The sequence below is a fragment of the Actinoplanes sp. CA-252034 genome, assembly GCF_050956125.1.
GTDB lineage: Bacteria > Actinomycetota > Actinomycetes > Mycobacteriales > Micromonosporaceae > Actinoplanes.
In genome coordinates this window covers 23,834-38,649 of the sequence record NZ_CP191846.1, presented here as the reverse complement: position 1 = coordinate 38,649, position 14,816 = coordinate 23,834, and the positions used below count along the sequence as shown (strand labels likewise).

The 14,816-nt window shown below is 70.6% G+C and carries 12 protein-coding genes; all 12 read right to left on the bottom strand.

Annotation, left to right across the window (positions count from 1 at the left end):
* Positions 1 to 187: 187 nt before the first annotated feature.
* Positions 188 to 1,540, bottom strand: a complete 1,353-nt coding sequence (locus ACQPZW_RS00170; protein ID WP_433792841.1) for a chaplin family protein — start codon at positions 1,538 to 1,540, stop codon at positions 188 to 190.
* Between the two features lie 197 nt (positions 1,541 to 1,737).
* Positions 1,738 to 2,445, bottom strand: a complete 708-nt coding sequence (locus ACQPZW_RS00165; RefSeq protein ID WP_433792840.1) for a hypothetical protein — start codon at positions 2,443 to 2,445, stop codon at positions 1,738 to 1,740.
* A 113-nt stretch (positions 2,446 to 2,558) separates the two neighbouring features.
* Complete coding sequence (locus tag ACQPZW_RS00160; protein ID WP_433792839.1) at positions 2,559 to 3,443, bottom strand: hydroxymethylglutaryl-CoA lyase; 885 nt, start codon at positions 3,441 to 3,443, stop codon at positions 2,559 to 2,561.
* Positions 3,440 to 4,768: an acetyl-CoA carboxylase biotin carboxylase subunit gene (locus tag ACQPZW_RS00155; RefSeq protein WP_433792838.1), complete on the bottom strand. Its 1,329-nt coding sequence runs from the start codon at positions 4,766 to 4,768 to the stop codon at positions 3,440 to 3,442. The genes ACQPZW_RS00160 and ACQPZW_RS00155 overlap by 4 nt, the downstream gene beginning before the upstream one ends.
* Before the next feature lie 65 nt (positions 4,769 to 4,833).
* The gene (locus ACQPZW_RS00150) at positions 4,834 to 5,439 is read right to left on the bottom strand and encodes a TetR/AcrR family transcriptional regulator (RefSeq protein ID WP_433792837.1); all 606 of its coding nucleotides are present in this window, start codon (positions 5,437 to 5,439) and stop codon (positions 4,834 to 4,836) included.
* A gap of 32 nt (positions 5,440 to 5,471) precedes the next feature.
* On the bottom strand, positions 5,472 to 8,393 hold the full coding sequence (locus ACQPZW_RS00145) for a tetratricopeptide repeat protein (protein WP_433792836.1): 2,922 nt from the start codon (positions 8,391 to 8,393) through the stop codon (positions 5,472 to 5,474).
* Entirely contained in the window at positions 8,390 to 10,159 is a 1,770-nt protein-coding gene (locus ACQPZW_RS00140; protein WP_433792835.1) for an HSP90 family protein, read from the bottom strand. The genes ACQPZW_RS00145 and ACQPZW_RS00140 overlap by 4 nt, the downstream gene beginning before the upstream one ends.
* Positions 10,160 to 10,411: 252 nt before the next feature.
* Entirely contained in the window at positions 10,412 to 11,038 is a 627-nt protein-coding gene (locus ACQPZW_RS00135; protein WP_433792834.1) for a hypothetical protein, read from the bottom strand.
* Positions 11,035 to 12,513: a hypothetical protein gene (locus ACQPZW_RS00130; protein ID WP_433792833.1), complete on the bottom strand. Its 1,479-nt coding sequence runs from the start codon at positions 12,511 to 12,513 to the stop codon at positions 11,035 to 11,037. Before ACQPZW_RS00130 ends, ACQPZW_RS00135 begins: the two co-directional genes overlap by 4 nt.
* Entirely contained in the window at positions 12,510 to 13,370 is an 861-nt protein-coding gene (locus ACQPZW_RS00125) for an ABC transporter ATP-binding protein (protein ID WP_433792832.1), read from the bottom strand. Before ACQPZW_RS00125 ends, ACQPZW_RS00130 begins: the two co-directional genes overlap by 4 nt.
* Entirely contained in the window at positions 13,367 to 14,200 is an 834-nt protein-coding gene (locus tag ACQPZW_RS00120; RefSeq protein ID WP_433792831.1) for a zf-HC2 domain-containing protein, read from the bottom strand. Before ACQPZW_RS00120 ends, ACQPZW_RS00125 begins: the two co-directional genes overlap by 4 nt.
* On the bottom strand, positions 14,197 to 14,769 hold the full coding sequence (locus tag ACQPZW_RS00115; protein ID WP_433792830.1) for an RNA polymerase sigma factor: 573 nt from the start codon (positions 14,767 to 14,769) through the stop codon (positions 14,197 to 14,199). The genes ACQPZW_RS00120 and ACQPZW_RS00115 overlap by 4 nt, the downstream gene beginning before the upstream one ends.
* Positions 14,770 to 14,816: the final 47 nt, after the last annotated feature.

Genomic DNA, 14,816 nt, shown 5'->3' with positions numbered 1-14,816 from the left:
GAGCGTTAGGTTATCTCACCTGGTGGACCGCAGCAATGGCGAACGGGAGTCCCCGAGACTCGGGGACTCCCGTCCGTTTTCACTGTCACCGGCACTGTGGAGGAGCGCCGGCGTTCATCGGCGCCGAAAGGAGCCGATGCGAGTCGCGCCCGGGACCGGCGCAACCCGGTCTGTCACCCGCGCTCGATCAGCGCAGCCCGCCCAGCAGGTCCAGGGTGCCCATGCCACCGAAACCCCGGGTGAAGCCGGTCGCGGAGAAGCGCTCCTCGCTACGGCCACCGGGCTTGACGCCGTACTGGTCCGGGCTCTCGTAGCCGGCGTCGTCGGTGGTGTCCACCACGTCGGCCGGGGCCTCGTCGCCACGGGCGCTGCCCTGGTCGTAGCCGGCGTCGTCGACCTTCACGTCACCCTTCGGGGCCTTGTCGCCGTAGCCCTGGTCACCGCGGACGTCGCCCTTGGGGCGCTTGTTGCCCTTGTTGCCCTTGTTTCCCTTGTAGACCTTGGGGCCGCCGTTGGCGAGGACCCGGGTGTCACCGCCGTAGTTCGGGGCGTAGCCGTAGCCGGCGTTGCCGCAGATCTGGACGCAGTCCGAACCGCCGAGGACGTAGGCCGGAGTGGTGTAGACCGGAACGACCGGGACCGGCTCCACGTACTGGACCGACTGGCTGTAGACGACGCCGGTGTCGACGTAGTTGCCACAGGTGCCGTAGGCGCTGGCGTACCCGAGCACGCCGAGCGAGTTGCCACACGCGTCGACCGGGATGGCGACCGGCTCGACGACCTGGACGGCGTCGTAGCCGTAGTCCACCTGGGCAGCGTCGTAGCCGTAGTCGACGACGTCGACACTGTCGACGACCCCGTAGGCGGCACCGCCACCACCACAGGGGCTGGCGGCCACGTAGGCCGAGCAGCTCGAGTAGTTGTCGGACCGCACGAAGTGCTGCTGGACCGGAGCCTCGATCACGTCGACGGCCTGGCTGGCGTAACCGAAGCCGCCACCGAAGCCGCTCGAGCACGTGCCGTAGGAGCTGGCCGCACCGAGCAGGGCGAGCGAGTTGCCGCAGGCGCTGACCGGAATGGCGCCCGGCATCGCCACCGAGTTGCCGTTCAGGGTGCCGAAGCTGCCGTAGCTGACCTGGCTGATGCCACCGACGAGACCACCGAGGAAGCCGGACTCGATCGTCCTGGCGCTCTCCGCCCGGTTGGCGCTGCCCGGCACGGTGACCGGAATGGTCACCGGGACCGAGGCCTGGCGGGTGCCGCCACGACGGCCGCTCTCCAGCAGGCGGTCGCCGACACCGAAGGAGTCCGCGGTACCCAGGACGCCGAGCGCGTCGCCGACCACGCTCACCGGCACCGTCATCGGAAGGGCGAACTGGTCACCGGTCAGGTTGCCGAGGTCGCCGAGGTTGTCGAGGCTGAGCTGGTTGAGACCGAGCGGGTCGACATCCGCCTGGGCCATGGCGGTCGGCGCCAGGAGCAGAGCTCCCGCGGCGAGGATTCCGACACTCAGAGTCTTACGGACCCAAGTCTTCTTCATCAGAAAAGGGTTGCCTTTCACAAATGGTCGGCATTGGATTTGGCGTATTCAGTTGATTGATCTGCATTCGGGCACAGCGATGCCCGGGACGTTGATGAACTGCGATCAGGTGAGATCGGGCACTCGTACGATTCGCCGCCTGTGCGCAAACGGTTGAGGAATCGTCTGGCCCGGGAAAGGTGGGACTACGCCACCGGTCAATCGGGGGAGACGGTCGGCGCCACGGCGTCATTGCGCCCGGCCTCGACATCGGCCGCGACCGGGAACCGATGACGGTCCACCGCACCCTTCGCGACCCGGGCCGGAAGGACGGCCATCGGGCCGGCCTCCCGATGTGCTCCCGGCTTGACGGCCGGGATACCACTGGCCACTCCGGGTTTCCACCACAGAGCGAGCCCGTCGTCACCGGGCAGATCCCGGCCTTGCGTGACGGGCTCCGACGGCACGGCCTGCGTCCGGCCGGCCACCGTTCCACCGCTGGCCTGCGGGGAGGCGACCGACATTCGCGGCGGCACGCCGGCGGTTTCGTCGAGCGTCACCAGCGGCGACTCTTCCGAGGCGGGCTCCGGCGACTGAACGGCCGCTTCGAGGAGCTCGCTTACCTCGGGTTCATATCCGGCAGAGGCCGCGACGTCGTCCGGCAAGGATCCGAGCGCCGCCCCGGAGGACGTCGCGCCCGGATCCGCGGCCAACGCGGCGGAGCCGGTGAGCAGCCAGGCCACCCCGGCCAGCCCACCGACGACGAGTGCACGCAGGAGCCACCGGGATCCGGTACGTCCGGCGCGGCGCTCCGGCCGCCGCTCCGCCCCCTGGCTGTGGGACGGCATGAGCGGGGAGCCGCCATGGGGAACCACCCCGGACCGGTGTGCCGTACGCTCGACGCGCTCAGCCTCCCAGTCCGTCATGATCTACCCCTCGTCGTCGATAGGTGACCGATTCGGCGCGCATTGGTCACTCGGTATTGGTAACGACGGGGTCGAGCTGAAAGTCACGCTGCGATATCCGGAAAATGGCTGTATTAAAGAGCGCTGAGACGTGTTCTCGGACCGGCGCGGAGAACACCGGACGGCAATGGGCGGCCCACCAGGCGTTCCGCCAGAGCTGCCGCCTCCAGCAGCGCTTCCAGGTCTATTCCGGTGTCGATGCCCATGTCGTGCAGCATGTGCACGACCTCCTCGGTGGCCACGTTTCCGGAGGCGCCCGGAGCATACGGACAACCGCCCAGACCGCCCACGCTCGCGTCGAACTGCGTCACGCCCAGGTCCATGGCGGTCAGGATGTTCGCGAGTCCCGTACCCCTCGTGTTGTGGAAGTGCAGCAGGTCGGGCCGCACCGCGGCGAGAAGATCGCGGACCCGCCGCGGGGTGGCCATGCCGGTGGTGTCGCCGAAGGCGATGCGATCCGCGCCGTCCGCGCGAACCCGGGCCACGATGCCGGCCACCCGGTCCGGGTCGATGTCGCCCTCGAACGGACAGCCGAAACTGGTCGCCACGATCACTTCGAGCGTCGCGCCGGCCTCGTGCACCAGCGGGATGAGCTGGGCGATGTCGTCGAGCGACTCGTCGGTGGACCGGTTGAGATTGCGCCGGTTGTGGGTGTCACTCGCGGACACCACCACCTCGATCTCCCGGAATCCGGCGGCGAGCGCGCGCTGGGCGCCGCGGGAGTTGGGGATCAGTGCCGAGTAGCGCACGTCCGGGTTGTGCCAGGCCTTCGCCCACACCTCGTCGGCGTCGGCCATCTGCGGGATCGCCCTGGGGTGGACGAACGAGACCGCCTCGATCCGGCCCACGCCGGTACGGCTCAGGGAGTCCAGTAGCCGGACCTTCGCCTCGGCCGGAACCGGATCCTCGTTCTGCAGGCCGTCACGGGGACCGACCTCGCGGATCGACACGGCCGTCATCGCATCCGCCCGACGATGCCGGTGTCGTAGTCGCCGGAGAGGAACTCCGGGTTCTCCAGCAGCTCGGCGAAGAACGGCAGGTTGTTCTTCGGGCCGGCGATCTCGAAGCCGGCCACCGCGGCCCGTGCCTTCGCGATCGCGTCGTCCCGGTCGACGCCGTGGACGATCAGCTTGGCCATCAGGGAGTCGTAGTTCTGGCTGACCGTGTTGCCCGCGGTGTAGCCGGAGTCGACTCGCGTCCCGTCGCCGGCCGGCTCGACCCACGTGGTGATCTTGCCGGGGCCGGGGAAGAAGCGTTTCGGGTCCTCGGCGTTGATGCGCAGCTCGATCGCGTGACCGCTCTGCCCGGTCTCCACCATGACCTCCTCGCCCGACGCGATCCGCAGCTGCGCCTCGACCAGGTCGATGCCGTGGATCAGCTCGGTGATCGGGTGCTCGACCTGCAGGCGCGTGTTCATCTCCAGGAAGAAGAAGTCGCCGGTCACCGGGTCCAGCAGACACTCCACAGTGCCCGCGTTGCGATAGTTGACCGCTTCGCCCGCTTTGACGGCGGCCTGTTTCATGCGCTCCCGAAGCTCGGGCGTCACCGCCGGGGACGGCGCCTCCTCGACCAGCTTCTGATTGCGGCGCTGCACCGAGCACTCCCGCTCGGAGAGGGCGATCACCCGGCCGTCGGCCAGGCCGAGGATCTGCACCTCCACGTGCCGCACCCGGGGGTAATACCGCTCGATCAGCACGTCGCCGCTGCCGAACATCCGCTCGGCGAAGGTGCGGACCTTCTCGTACTCCTTGACCAACTGCTCGTCGGTCTCGGCGACGGCCATGCCCATCCCGCCGCCGCCCGCCGCGGCCTTCACCATCACGGGGAAGCCGATCGCCTCCGCCGCCTTGCGGGCGGCCTCGACGCTGCCGGCCGGATCCGGCGATCCGGGCGCGACCGGCACGCCGGCCGCGGCCATCAGATTCCGGGCATTGATCTTGTCGCCCATCGCCGTGATCGCGTCGGCGGCGGGCCCGACCCACACCAGGCCATTCGCTTCGACGGTACGGGCGAAGTCGGCATTTTCACTCAGGAAGCCATAGCCGGGGTGCACGGCTTGAGCACCCGTCGACTTGGCGGCGGCGAGAATCGCCTCGGTGTTGCGGTAGCTCTGGGCCGGGTTGGCCGGGCCGACACACACCGCCTCGTCCGCTTCCAGGACGAACGGCATGTCGGCGTCCACATCGGAGTGGACGGCGATCGTGCGGATTCCGAGACGCTTGGCGGTGCGGATGATCCGCCGGGCGATCTCGCCGCGGTTGGCGATGAGCAGGGACTCGATCATGAGCGCTCTCTCCAGTGGGTTCGCTGGCCTTGTGGGCGCTTACCCATTGTTTGATTACGGGCGTTTTACTTACCGATCAGGGCATGGATCGACGCCTCGCGCAGCAGTGCGGCCCGCCGCACCCGATCGACCTCGCCACCCAGGAAGGGTGTCGAGTTCATCAGGCCGAACGCGGCATGGGCGAGCACGCGGGCCTCCGGGGCGGGCAACTCCGGGCGCACCCGGGACAGCACACTCACCCACTCCTCGACATAGAGCCGCTGGAGCCGCCGGATCTGCCGGCGCGGGTCCTCCGGCAGCCGGTCGAGCTCGTGCAGGTGCAGCGCGATCACCGCCGGGTTTGCCAGCGCGAAGTCGACGTGGAAGTCGATCAGATCGGCCAGCGCCGCCATCGCGTCATCCGGATGGCGGGCGACACGCTCCCGGCCACCCGCCAGCAGGCCCTCGCTGACCGGGATCAGCGCGGCGACCAGCATCGCCTCCTTGCCGGCGAAGTGGTGATAGAGCGCTGGGCCGGTGACGCCGGCAGCCGAGCCGATGTCGTCCATCGACACGCCGTGATAGCCGCGGGACGCGAACAGGCCCACGGCGATTTCCAGAATCTCGTCGCGGCGCGAACGCCGCCTCGGCGCCGGCGGGGTTGTCCGGTGCCGCTGATCTACCGTCGTCACCTCGCCACTGTAACCCTTCACCACGGGCATGCTTAACGGTCGTTCAGCCGATTGGTGACCTCGTCGTAAAGCTCACTCGCCAGCTCACGAGTCGGAGCGTCCGGTCGCATCCGCTTCAGCAGAGCACCCAGGATCCGCTCCGCCTCCTTCGGCGAACCCGAACGCAGCAGCGCCTCGGCGAGCATGCCCTCGACCCGGTCCGCGTCGTCGACCGCCCCGATCTCACGCAAGCGTTCCGGCGCACCGTACAGGTGTGGAAGGGCCTCCGCATAGCGGCCACGACGCATCAACAGGTTGCCGACCTCGAAGGCGAAGACCGACCGGCCCCAGATCACCCCGGGTTCCGCGGCGAGCTCGGCAGGCAACTCGGCATACCGCCGGGTGGCCAGCTCGATGACCTCCTCCGCCTCCGGCACCTCGTCGGCGTAGTTCAGGGCCATCAGCCGGCGGCGCAGCAGCCGCAACTCGCCGACCAGGTCACCGGCCTCACGCAGCGACTCGGCCGCCGCCCGGAAGGTCAGCGCCGCCTCACTGTCCCGGTCCACGTCGTAGAGCAACTGACCGGCCTGCTCCCCGACCTGGCCGCGGCCCGCCGGATTGCCCTCCAGCTTCTCGATCAGATCGTGGTAGATCGTCAGCGCCCGGTCGGTGTCCTGCAGCTCCCGGTAGACCGCCGCCAGCAGGAAACGGGTGTCCGCGGCCGGCTCCTCGAAACCCAGCCGGTCGAAGCCGAGCAGCGCCTCCTCGGCCACCTCGGCCGCCTCCACCGGGCGGCCCGCCTGGTGATAGGCCTGTGCCAGCTCCTGCCGGGCGAACAGCCCGGGCTCGACCCGTTCCGTCTGCGCGGCTCCCGCAGCTCCCGCGGTTTCCGGGGCTTCCGCGGTTTCCGGGGCTCCCGCGGTTTCCGGGGCTTCCGCGGTTTCCGGGGCTCCCGCGGTTTCCGGGGCTTCCGCTTTTTCTGGGGATCCCGTGGCTTCCGCGCACAGCGCCACCGCTTCGACGAAGTCGTCGATCGCCTCCGCCGCCCGGTCCAGCCGCATCAGCGCCCGGCCGCGGGTCACCCGGGCCGGCAACTGCGCGCCCTCGAGACCGAACTCCAACGGCACACCCAGCGCGGCGACCGCCTCCTCCGGATCATCGGTGAGCTGGCCGAGGACCATGCCCGCCTCGGCCGTCTCCCGGATCGGGCCGTGCTCCCGATAGAACGCCCACGCCGACCTGGCCGCCTCGACCGCTTCCTCGCCGCGGCCCGCCATCGCCCGGTTCTGCGCGCGGACCATCCCGTGATAGGCGAGACGACGCCGATCACCGGTCTCCGCCGCGAACCGGTCGGCGCGGTCGCCCGCCTCGTTCGCGTCGTCCAGCCGGTCCAGCAGGCGGTAGACCTGCGACAGGCGGATCAGCGCGCTCGCCCGGCTGCCCGGATCGCCGTGCTCCTCCTGAACGGCCACGTCCGCTTCGATCACCCGCAGCGCCTCGGCGCTCGGCTCCCCATCCCTGGCCTGGTACAACGCCAGCCGAGCCCGCACCGCGCTCGCTCGTGCGACGTCGCCGGCCTCGGTGAACAGACCGGCCGCCCGCTCCCACGCCGCCGTGGTCTCGGCCACCGCCGCGTCGGGCAGGGTGAATCCGCGCAATGTCCACAGGCGGCCGGCCAGCGCCGGATCGGCCGGGTCGGCATGCCGGGCCTCGTAGACGGCCAGGACCGCGCGGAGGGCGTCGCCCCGGTCCTCGCGGTAGTGCTGCTCCGCCAGGTCGATCAGCTCGGCCGGTGTCGCCGTGTCGTCGATCTCCACCACCGGGTCTTCGGCGGTCACCGGCGCCGGCACGGGAATCGTCACCGGAGCCCGCCGAGCCGTCGGGGACAGCGGGACCCCCACGCCGTACGGCTCGGCGGACATCGTCCTCCGGACCACCTCGCCCTGGTGGCCGGTGCCGTTACGGGCGTCGAACCGTGCCGCCAGATCGGTCACGAACGTCTCCAGCTCCCCGGCCAGCTCGGCAGCTGTCGTGTCCGGCCGGCCCGCCCGTCGGACCGGAGAGTCGCCGTGACCGATCGCGGTAACCCGGCGCAGCAACAGCACCGCGCTCGCCGCGAAGCTCATCGCCGCGGCCGGGGAGGGCGCACGGTCCAGCCAGTCGATGTGACGCTGAAGGATCTCCAGGCCACGGTGCTCGTTACCGGTCCGCGCGCAGAACTCGATGTGGTCGCCGATGCCCCACAGATCGGCCAGGTTGTTGCGCTCGACCAGATACGACCGGCGATGCGCGTCCGCCGCCTCCTGCAGACGGCCCGTCTTCAGATAGACCACCATCAGCTCGCTCAGAATGCTCTGCGGCTGCTCGGTGCAGGACAGGTCACCGGCGAGCACCGGCGTGGCCAGCTCGAGGGCCTCCTCGAAACGGCCCTCCCCGGCCAGGTGGTTGACGAGGCTCGTCGGGTCGCAGCCGGCACAGTCGGACAGCGCGTTGCGCGGGGCGGCCTGCCACTTGCGGAACCAGTCGGCGGCCTCGTCGGTCAGCCCGACGTGCTGTGCCACCAGGTAGCGATGCTTGTAGACCGGCTGCAGGCCGTGACCGCTCTCCCGGTAGCGCCGCTCCATGTCGTCGAGCACCGCATACGCCCGCTCGAGCGGCAGCTCCGGGAACCTGGTCATCGAATGGACCATGTTCTTGAACAGCCACAACAGGTTGTGCATCCAGCGCTCGTGATACGGGCTCGGATTGCGATCGAAATCGGCCACGCACCAGGAGAACGTGGGAAATGCCCGAACCGGCTCGCCGCCGTAGATGTACGCGGTCGTGGCGAACAGACGGGCCGAGAACTTCAACGCCGCGTCGTCGGTCGTGTCGACGTGCCGCAGCACCTGGTCGACCAGGGCGATCTGAGCCGCGCCGTACGGAAGCTGGTGCGCCTCGTTGAGCAGGTCCCACAGGTCCTGAGCGGTCTTCATCGGGTCTCCTCCCCGGTCGTCTTGCCGGGGACCGCCCTGTCCAGCAGGCCCAGGAACGAAGTGGTCAGCAACGCGGCATCGGCCGGGCGGATCGGGTGGTGGCCGAGCAGCAGCGCCTGGCCGTACAGCGACTCGACGGCCAGGCCGGACAGTTCGGCGTCACCCAGCACGGCCACCCGGCGGATCAGTGGATTGCGATGGTTCAGTACCAGCTGTGGCCGGTCCGTCGGCACCGTCCGGGACAGCGCGTCCAGCACCCCGCCCCACAGGTCGTCGGCCTGATCGCGGCTCGCCGTGAACTCGTCGTTGAACGCCGCGGCCCGGCTGACCAGGTAGAGCGCCGGCGTCGTCACCGGGTCGAAGGCGCGGACCACCACCTCGCAGCCGAGCCGGTCGAGCCGGCGCTGGGCGGCCGCCAGGAACGGCCGCATCTGCAGCTCGGCCTCGGCGTCCACAGTGGTGAAGCGGGTCGTCAGGTCGGTCGGGTCGAGGCGCTCCGCCCGCACCTCCGGGTCGAGCGCCGCGAGCCGCTGGATCAGCTCGGCGTCGTAGACGTAACCGCCGTTGATCAGACCCAGGTCCTGGGCCGCCGCGACACCCGCGAGCTGCCGGAACTCGTCGGCGGTGGCCGCATAGCGCAGCACGCCGTGCCGGGCGCGGAACTCGGCCAGCGTGACCTCGCCCATGTTGGTCTGCATCGGGTACCACTGCTCGACCAGGCGCAACATCTCGTCGTCGTGCAGGGCCAGCGCCTTGACGCCCAGGTGGTGGATGCTCAGGAACTCGCCGAGCCGGCGCGGATCGGTCGCCGACAACCGCACCAGCCACCCGCGGAGCTGATCGGCGATCGCCTCACGGGTCTCGGCCAGCATGCCGTCGTCGTCGTAGAGCGCCTCCCGGCTCGCCGTCGGGCGCAACTCGGTGCTGTCGACGACGCAGCGGGCGAAGAACGCCCACTCGGGGAGTAGTCCCTCGACGGTCTCGGACAGGAGCATCCGCTTCAGGTAGACCCGGTGGCCACCACGGCTCGCCGGGTTGACCGGGGTCGGCAGCACGAACGCGGCGCCGGTGAGGCCGGCCGCCGGCACGTTCAGCTCGATCACGTCGAACGGGCGGAAACGCAGGGTCCGCTCCGCATAGCTCATCCGGGACTCGGTCGGCAGCTCCCACGGCACCGTGCCGACGGTGACCTTGCGGTCGTCGACCGTCACCGTGACCGGCAACAACGACCCATAGGTACGGGCCAGATCGGTCACCGTCTCGCCGGTCAGGTAGTGCTCGGCTCCGCGCCTCGGCGCCAGCGTGACCGTGGTGCCCGGCTCGCGCTCGTCACCGGCCCGGACCGTGTAACGCCCGTCCGAGAAACCGGTCCAGAGCACCGGGGCGGCGCCCTCGCGGCGGGTGTGCACCCGAATCTCGTCGGCGACCAGGAAACAGGAGAGCAGGCCGATGCCGAACTGCCCGAGGAACTCGTGCCGGGCGAACCCCAGCTCGTCCCGTTTCGAGCTACGCCCGATGGTGGCGAGCAGCTCGTGCACCTGCGCCTCGGTCAGGCCGATGCCGTTGTCGTCGATCCGCAGCGTGCCGTCACCGGTGCCGTCGGACGAGACGACGGAGACCACACCGGCGTGCTCGGGGCCCACCGCGGTGATCGCATCGACGGCGTTCTGCAGCAGCTCACGGACGTAGACGCGGGGGCTCGCGTAGAGGTGGTGGCTGAGCAGGTCGACAATGCCCCGCAGGTCGACCTGGAACGTGTTGCTCACGCGCGGCACGGTACCGGTTGCCACCGACAAAATCCGACCGATATCACTCGGTGAGCCGCCTCCACCCGTCCGTCGCGTCCGTTGAACGCGACTCCCCGATCGGCCCGGTCACTCGGGCGCGCCGCCTCACCGCCCGCGCCGCCTCACCGCCCGCGCCGCCTCACCGCCCGTGGTGACGGGCCGCCCGTGGTGACGGGGCCGGTCACTCGGGCGCGCCGCCTCATCGCCCGTGGTGGCGGCTGACGCTGGCGGTCAGGCGCCCGCTGGACTCGTTGACTCACGGTTTGCCAGCACGAGCGTGACCAAGGCCAGCGCCAGGGCGACCGGCCAGCCTTGCTGGGCCACGGTCCAGCCCCCGGGCTCCGGCATCGACCACGGCGAGGCCTGCTGGGTGAAGAAGAGGGTCACCACCAGCAGCACCCCTTGAACCGCCGGCCCGGCCAGCGCGGCGATCGTCGTATCCCGGTAGCGCGCTCCGACCGCCGCGGCCGCGATCGGCAACAGACCGCACACCGCCGCCTGGAGGATCACGTAACCCGTAGGCCAGGTGAGCGCCGGCCCGACGACCCTCCGCACCCCCACGTAGATCGACACCCAGACCAGCACCGCCGGCAGCAGCACCAGCCCGGTCCGCAGCCACTGCCTCACCCACCGGGGCACCGGAGTGATCACTGTGGAGCCCATCAGATCCGGAAGCGCGAACCCCGACCCGGCGCCGAGGACTCCCGCGGCCAGCCACAACCCGGACAACACCGCCCACTCCAACGGTTCGTCAGCGAGCACCGACACCTGCGCCGCCACCGCCAGGAGCATCGCCGCGCCGAGGGGGCCCCACGACACCGCCCGCGCCAGGTGAGGGATCAGCAGCCTGGCGGTCATCGGCAGACGCCGCCTTCGCCACGTGGGTCACCCTGGGACTCAGCCGTGGGCAGCACCGGCGGCTCGAGAGTCACCCCAAGCCCGGCCAGGCCGGTCGACGACGGGTCACGCAACTCCGTCCAATGCTGCGCCAGATAGTCGGCGACCTGCTCATACGGCCGGTCCAACAGGGTGATGGCCGCATCCAGCTCCGCCTGGCCATACCGCACCCGGGGCATTCTCAGCTCACCCCGGCGCACCTGGGCGACACCGTCTGGGAAGCTCTGGGCGAGAAGCCACAATCCGGCGACCGTACGGTGCTGGCCGGTGGCGTCGCAGTCGCTGTAGAGAAGCCCGCCCGTATACAGCCCAACAGCGGCACCCACGTAGTCGCGGGTCATCCTCGTCCGGGAGTCTGTCGCCCATCGCCCGGTCCGTCCCCACGATTCAGTCGTGATGATCTCCGGAATCCCGGGGGTGATCGGCTGCATGTCGTAGGACCTGCCGATCTGCCGGACCGTGGGCCGGGGAGCGTTGGCGGGCAGGTGTGTCACGACCGGCTCGACCGCCTCGCGCCAGTGCGTGATCCAGCCCTCGAAATACGGCAGCGCGCAGTAGCGGACCTGCTCGTGCGCCCGGCACGAGAGAACCCCCGGACCGGTGTACTCGTTGACCAGATCCATGCTGATCACCTCCGGACTCGCGGCGGTCTCCCGCTCCACCGACACACCAGCACAGGCCACGGCCACGATCAGGACCGTCGTCGACGCCACGGGCCAGGCCCGCCAGGCGACCGCCGCGACCAGCGCGACAAGCACGCTGAGCAGGTAGAACAGGTGCCAATCGGTCGGCCGGGGCGCCCCGATCTCCCACGACGGCCCTGGAACCGGCCACAGAGCCGCCGCATAGTTCGACGGCTGGCGGGGAAGCGTCAGCAACACGATCAACAGGCCACAGAGCGCGGTTGCGGTGAGCGGCCCGGCGGCCACGCCCGGGAGGACCCGGCCCACCAGGGCGCCGATGAGCGCACCGATCGGCGGGATCACCAGCACCACCGCGGAGGCCCAGGGGTCGAACTCACCGACCGGCCAGGTCGGCGCCAGAAGAAGCAGCGACGTGAGGTGCACCGCCGCGCCGGTCACGACGGCGATCGGCACCGCTACCAGCATGGCGAGCCCTCGGCGGGTCCGGCCGGCCGGCATCGTCCGGGTGCTCTCCTCGGCGCCGGCCCGCCGGTCCCGGCCGACGGCCAACTGGGTGGCGATCAGCAACCCCACGGTCAGGACCAGGGAGCTCATGCCGCTGTTCTCGGCGAAGGTGGCCCAGGTGGGCATCCTCGTCCAGGACCAGGCGACCCCGAGAGCCGTCGTCAGGAGAGCCCCGCCCCAGTAGAACGGGCTGTGCAGCAGCCGCCTGGCCTCGGCCCGGCCCAGAGCCGTCACCGCCGCCCGCGGGGTGGGTGCCGTGGACGCGGCGCGCTCCACGGTGACGGTCATCGGGTCACCTCGGCGGTCACGGCGTTGCCCAGCAACAGCAGGTATCCGTCCTCGATGGACGGCCGGGCCGCCTCGGCGCCGTCCGGTTGCCGCCCGATCGTCCGGTAGAGCCCGTCCGCATTCCGCCAGTACGCCGCATTGCCCACCGGTGGCTGCTCGGAGAGCCACACCTGGCCCTCGGCGACCAGGGCCAGCTCACGGGGACTGCCGTCGAAGACGACCTGGCCGCCGCTCATCACCACGACCCGCTCGCACAGGGCGCCGACATCCTCGGTCTGGTGGGTCGAGAGCAGCACGGTCCGCCGCTCACCCAGTCGCGAGATCAGGGCCCGGAACACCATCCGCTGCTCGGGGTCGAGCCCCACCGTCGGCTCGTCGAGGATCACCAGCTCCGGGTCGCCGAGGAGAGCCTGCGCGAGGCCGAGGCGCTGACGCATGCCGCCGGACAGCTTGCGGACCTTTGTCTTCGCCCGATCGGTCAGCTCGACCTCGTCCAGCACGCGGCGCACCTCGGCCTTACGCCGCCGGCCGTCGGTGATCTCCTTCAGCACGGCGACGTAGTCGAGCAGGTCGTACGCCGTGAAGTTCGGATAGAGCCCGGGGTTCTGAGGCAGGTAGCCGATCCGCCGGCGCACCTCGGTCCGTTGTGCCGCCACGGCGGGGTCGAGCCCGGCCACCCGTATCGTCCCGGAATCCGGGGCGAGCGCCGTGGCCAGGCAGCGCAGCAGGGTGCTCTTGCCGGCCCCGTTCGGCCCGAGCAGACCGGTCACTCCGACCCCGATCTCCAGGTCGACGGAGTCGAGCGCGATGGTCGCGCCATAGTGTTTGCCGAGGCCTTCGACGGCGACGGTGGTCATCGACTCTCCCCCAGGTCGAAGCGGCGGCGCCGCAGGATGAGAACAGCGGCAGCGAGAGCCGCGGACAACAGATAGGCGAGCTGTGCGGTGGGACCGAACATCGACGCGACGCCCCGCTCGCTGGTCGCGCCGACGGTGGCCAGCACACCGGTGAGCCAGAGCCCGCCGAGGACCGTTGCGGCGACCGGCAGCGACACGACGGTGGCCAGCGCCAGCGTCCCCGTACAGAGCAGCAGCGCCGGAAGCAGCCAGGCCGCCGCATACCAACCTGGACCGGGCAGCAGGACCGCGGCGACGGTCGCCGTCAGGACGGCGATCCCGATCACCGAGACGGCCCGCCACAGCACCAGGGCCGGACCCGCGGACGGGGTGGTGCCGGTGATCTCGTGCATGGGATCGGCGGGCGGACCATAGGCTCCCGAGACGGCGACCACCGGAAGGATCGGGGCCGCCAGCAGGAACGCCTGGCCGATCAACAGGGTGCCGTCGTCGCTGAACCATGCTGCGGCAACCGCCAGCATCAGCACGGCAGCCGTTGCCAGCAACCACGACCATCGCAGGGCGGGGGTGGCGGTGAGCAGGCGGAACCGGTGCTCGGGCAGGCCGGCACGGGCCAGCAGCCGCTGAACCGGGCCCACCCGGGGCACGTGGAGGTCGTCGTAGACGGCCGACCAGCTGTCGGCCAGCCAGGCCTCGTCGGGCGGGATCAGCGCCCGGCAGCCGGCACAGGCCAGCAGGTGCGCCTCCACCGCCATGATCCGGCTGGGCTGCAGAGCACCGGACTCGTACTGCTCCAGCAGGCTCGTGTCGAGATGCCAGTCGGTGGTCATGTCAGCAACTCCCTCAGCCGGATCCGGGCGCGCATGAGACGGGTCTTGGCGGTGCCCTCGGCGATGCCGAGCAGTTTTGCCGCCTCCCGGACCGAAAGGCCGTCGAGTGCGGTCACCTCGATGAGCCGGCGCAGCTCGGGGGCGAGCCGGTCGAGGGCCGGGCCCAGGGCGCCGTGCTCGACACCGAGCAGCACCAGCTCCTCGGCGGACGCGGTGGTGGCGATGTCGGGGATCTCGTCGGGACCGCTCAGCCAGCGGTGAGCCGGCCCGCGCAACGTGGACAGGAGACGCCGGACGGCGATGGTCCAGAGCCATGCGGCGGCGTCGGCGGTCGTCTCCTCGTACCGATGGGAGTCTTTCCAGACCGCGACGAACGTGTCCTGAATCGCGGCGTCGACCACATCGGGGTCAGCGCAGCGGCGGCGCAGCCGGGCGCGCAGCCAGCCGGCATGCCGGTGGTGCAGCAGGCGCAGCGCCGCCGTCTGACCGGCGGCGATGGCGTGCAGCAGGTCGGCGTCGCTGCTCTGCTCGCCGACCGGGGGTATCGGTCGCTGTCTTCTCCGTCGCACATCTGGACTATCGCCGACGACGCCGGATTCGGTTCACGCAAACGGCG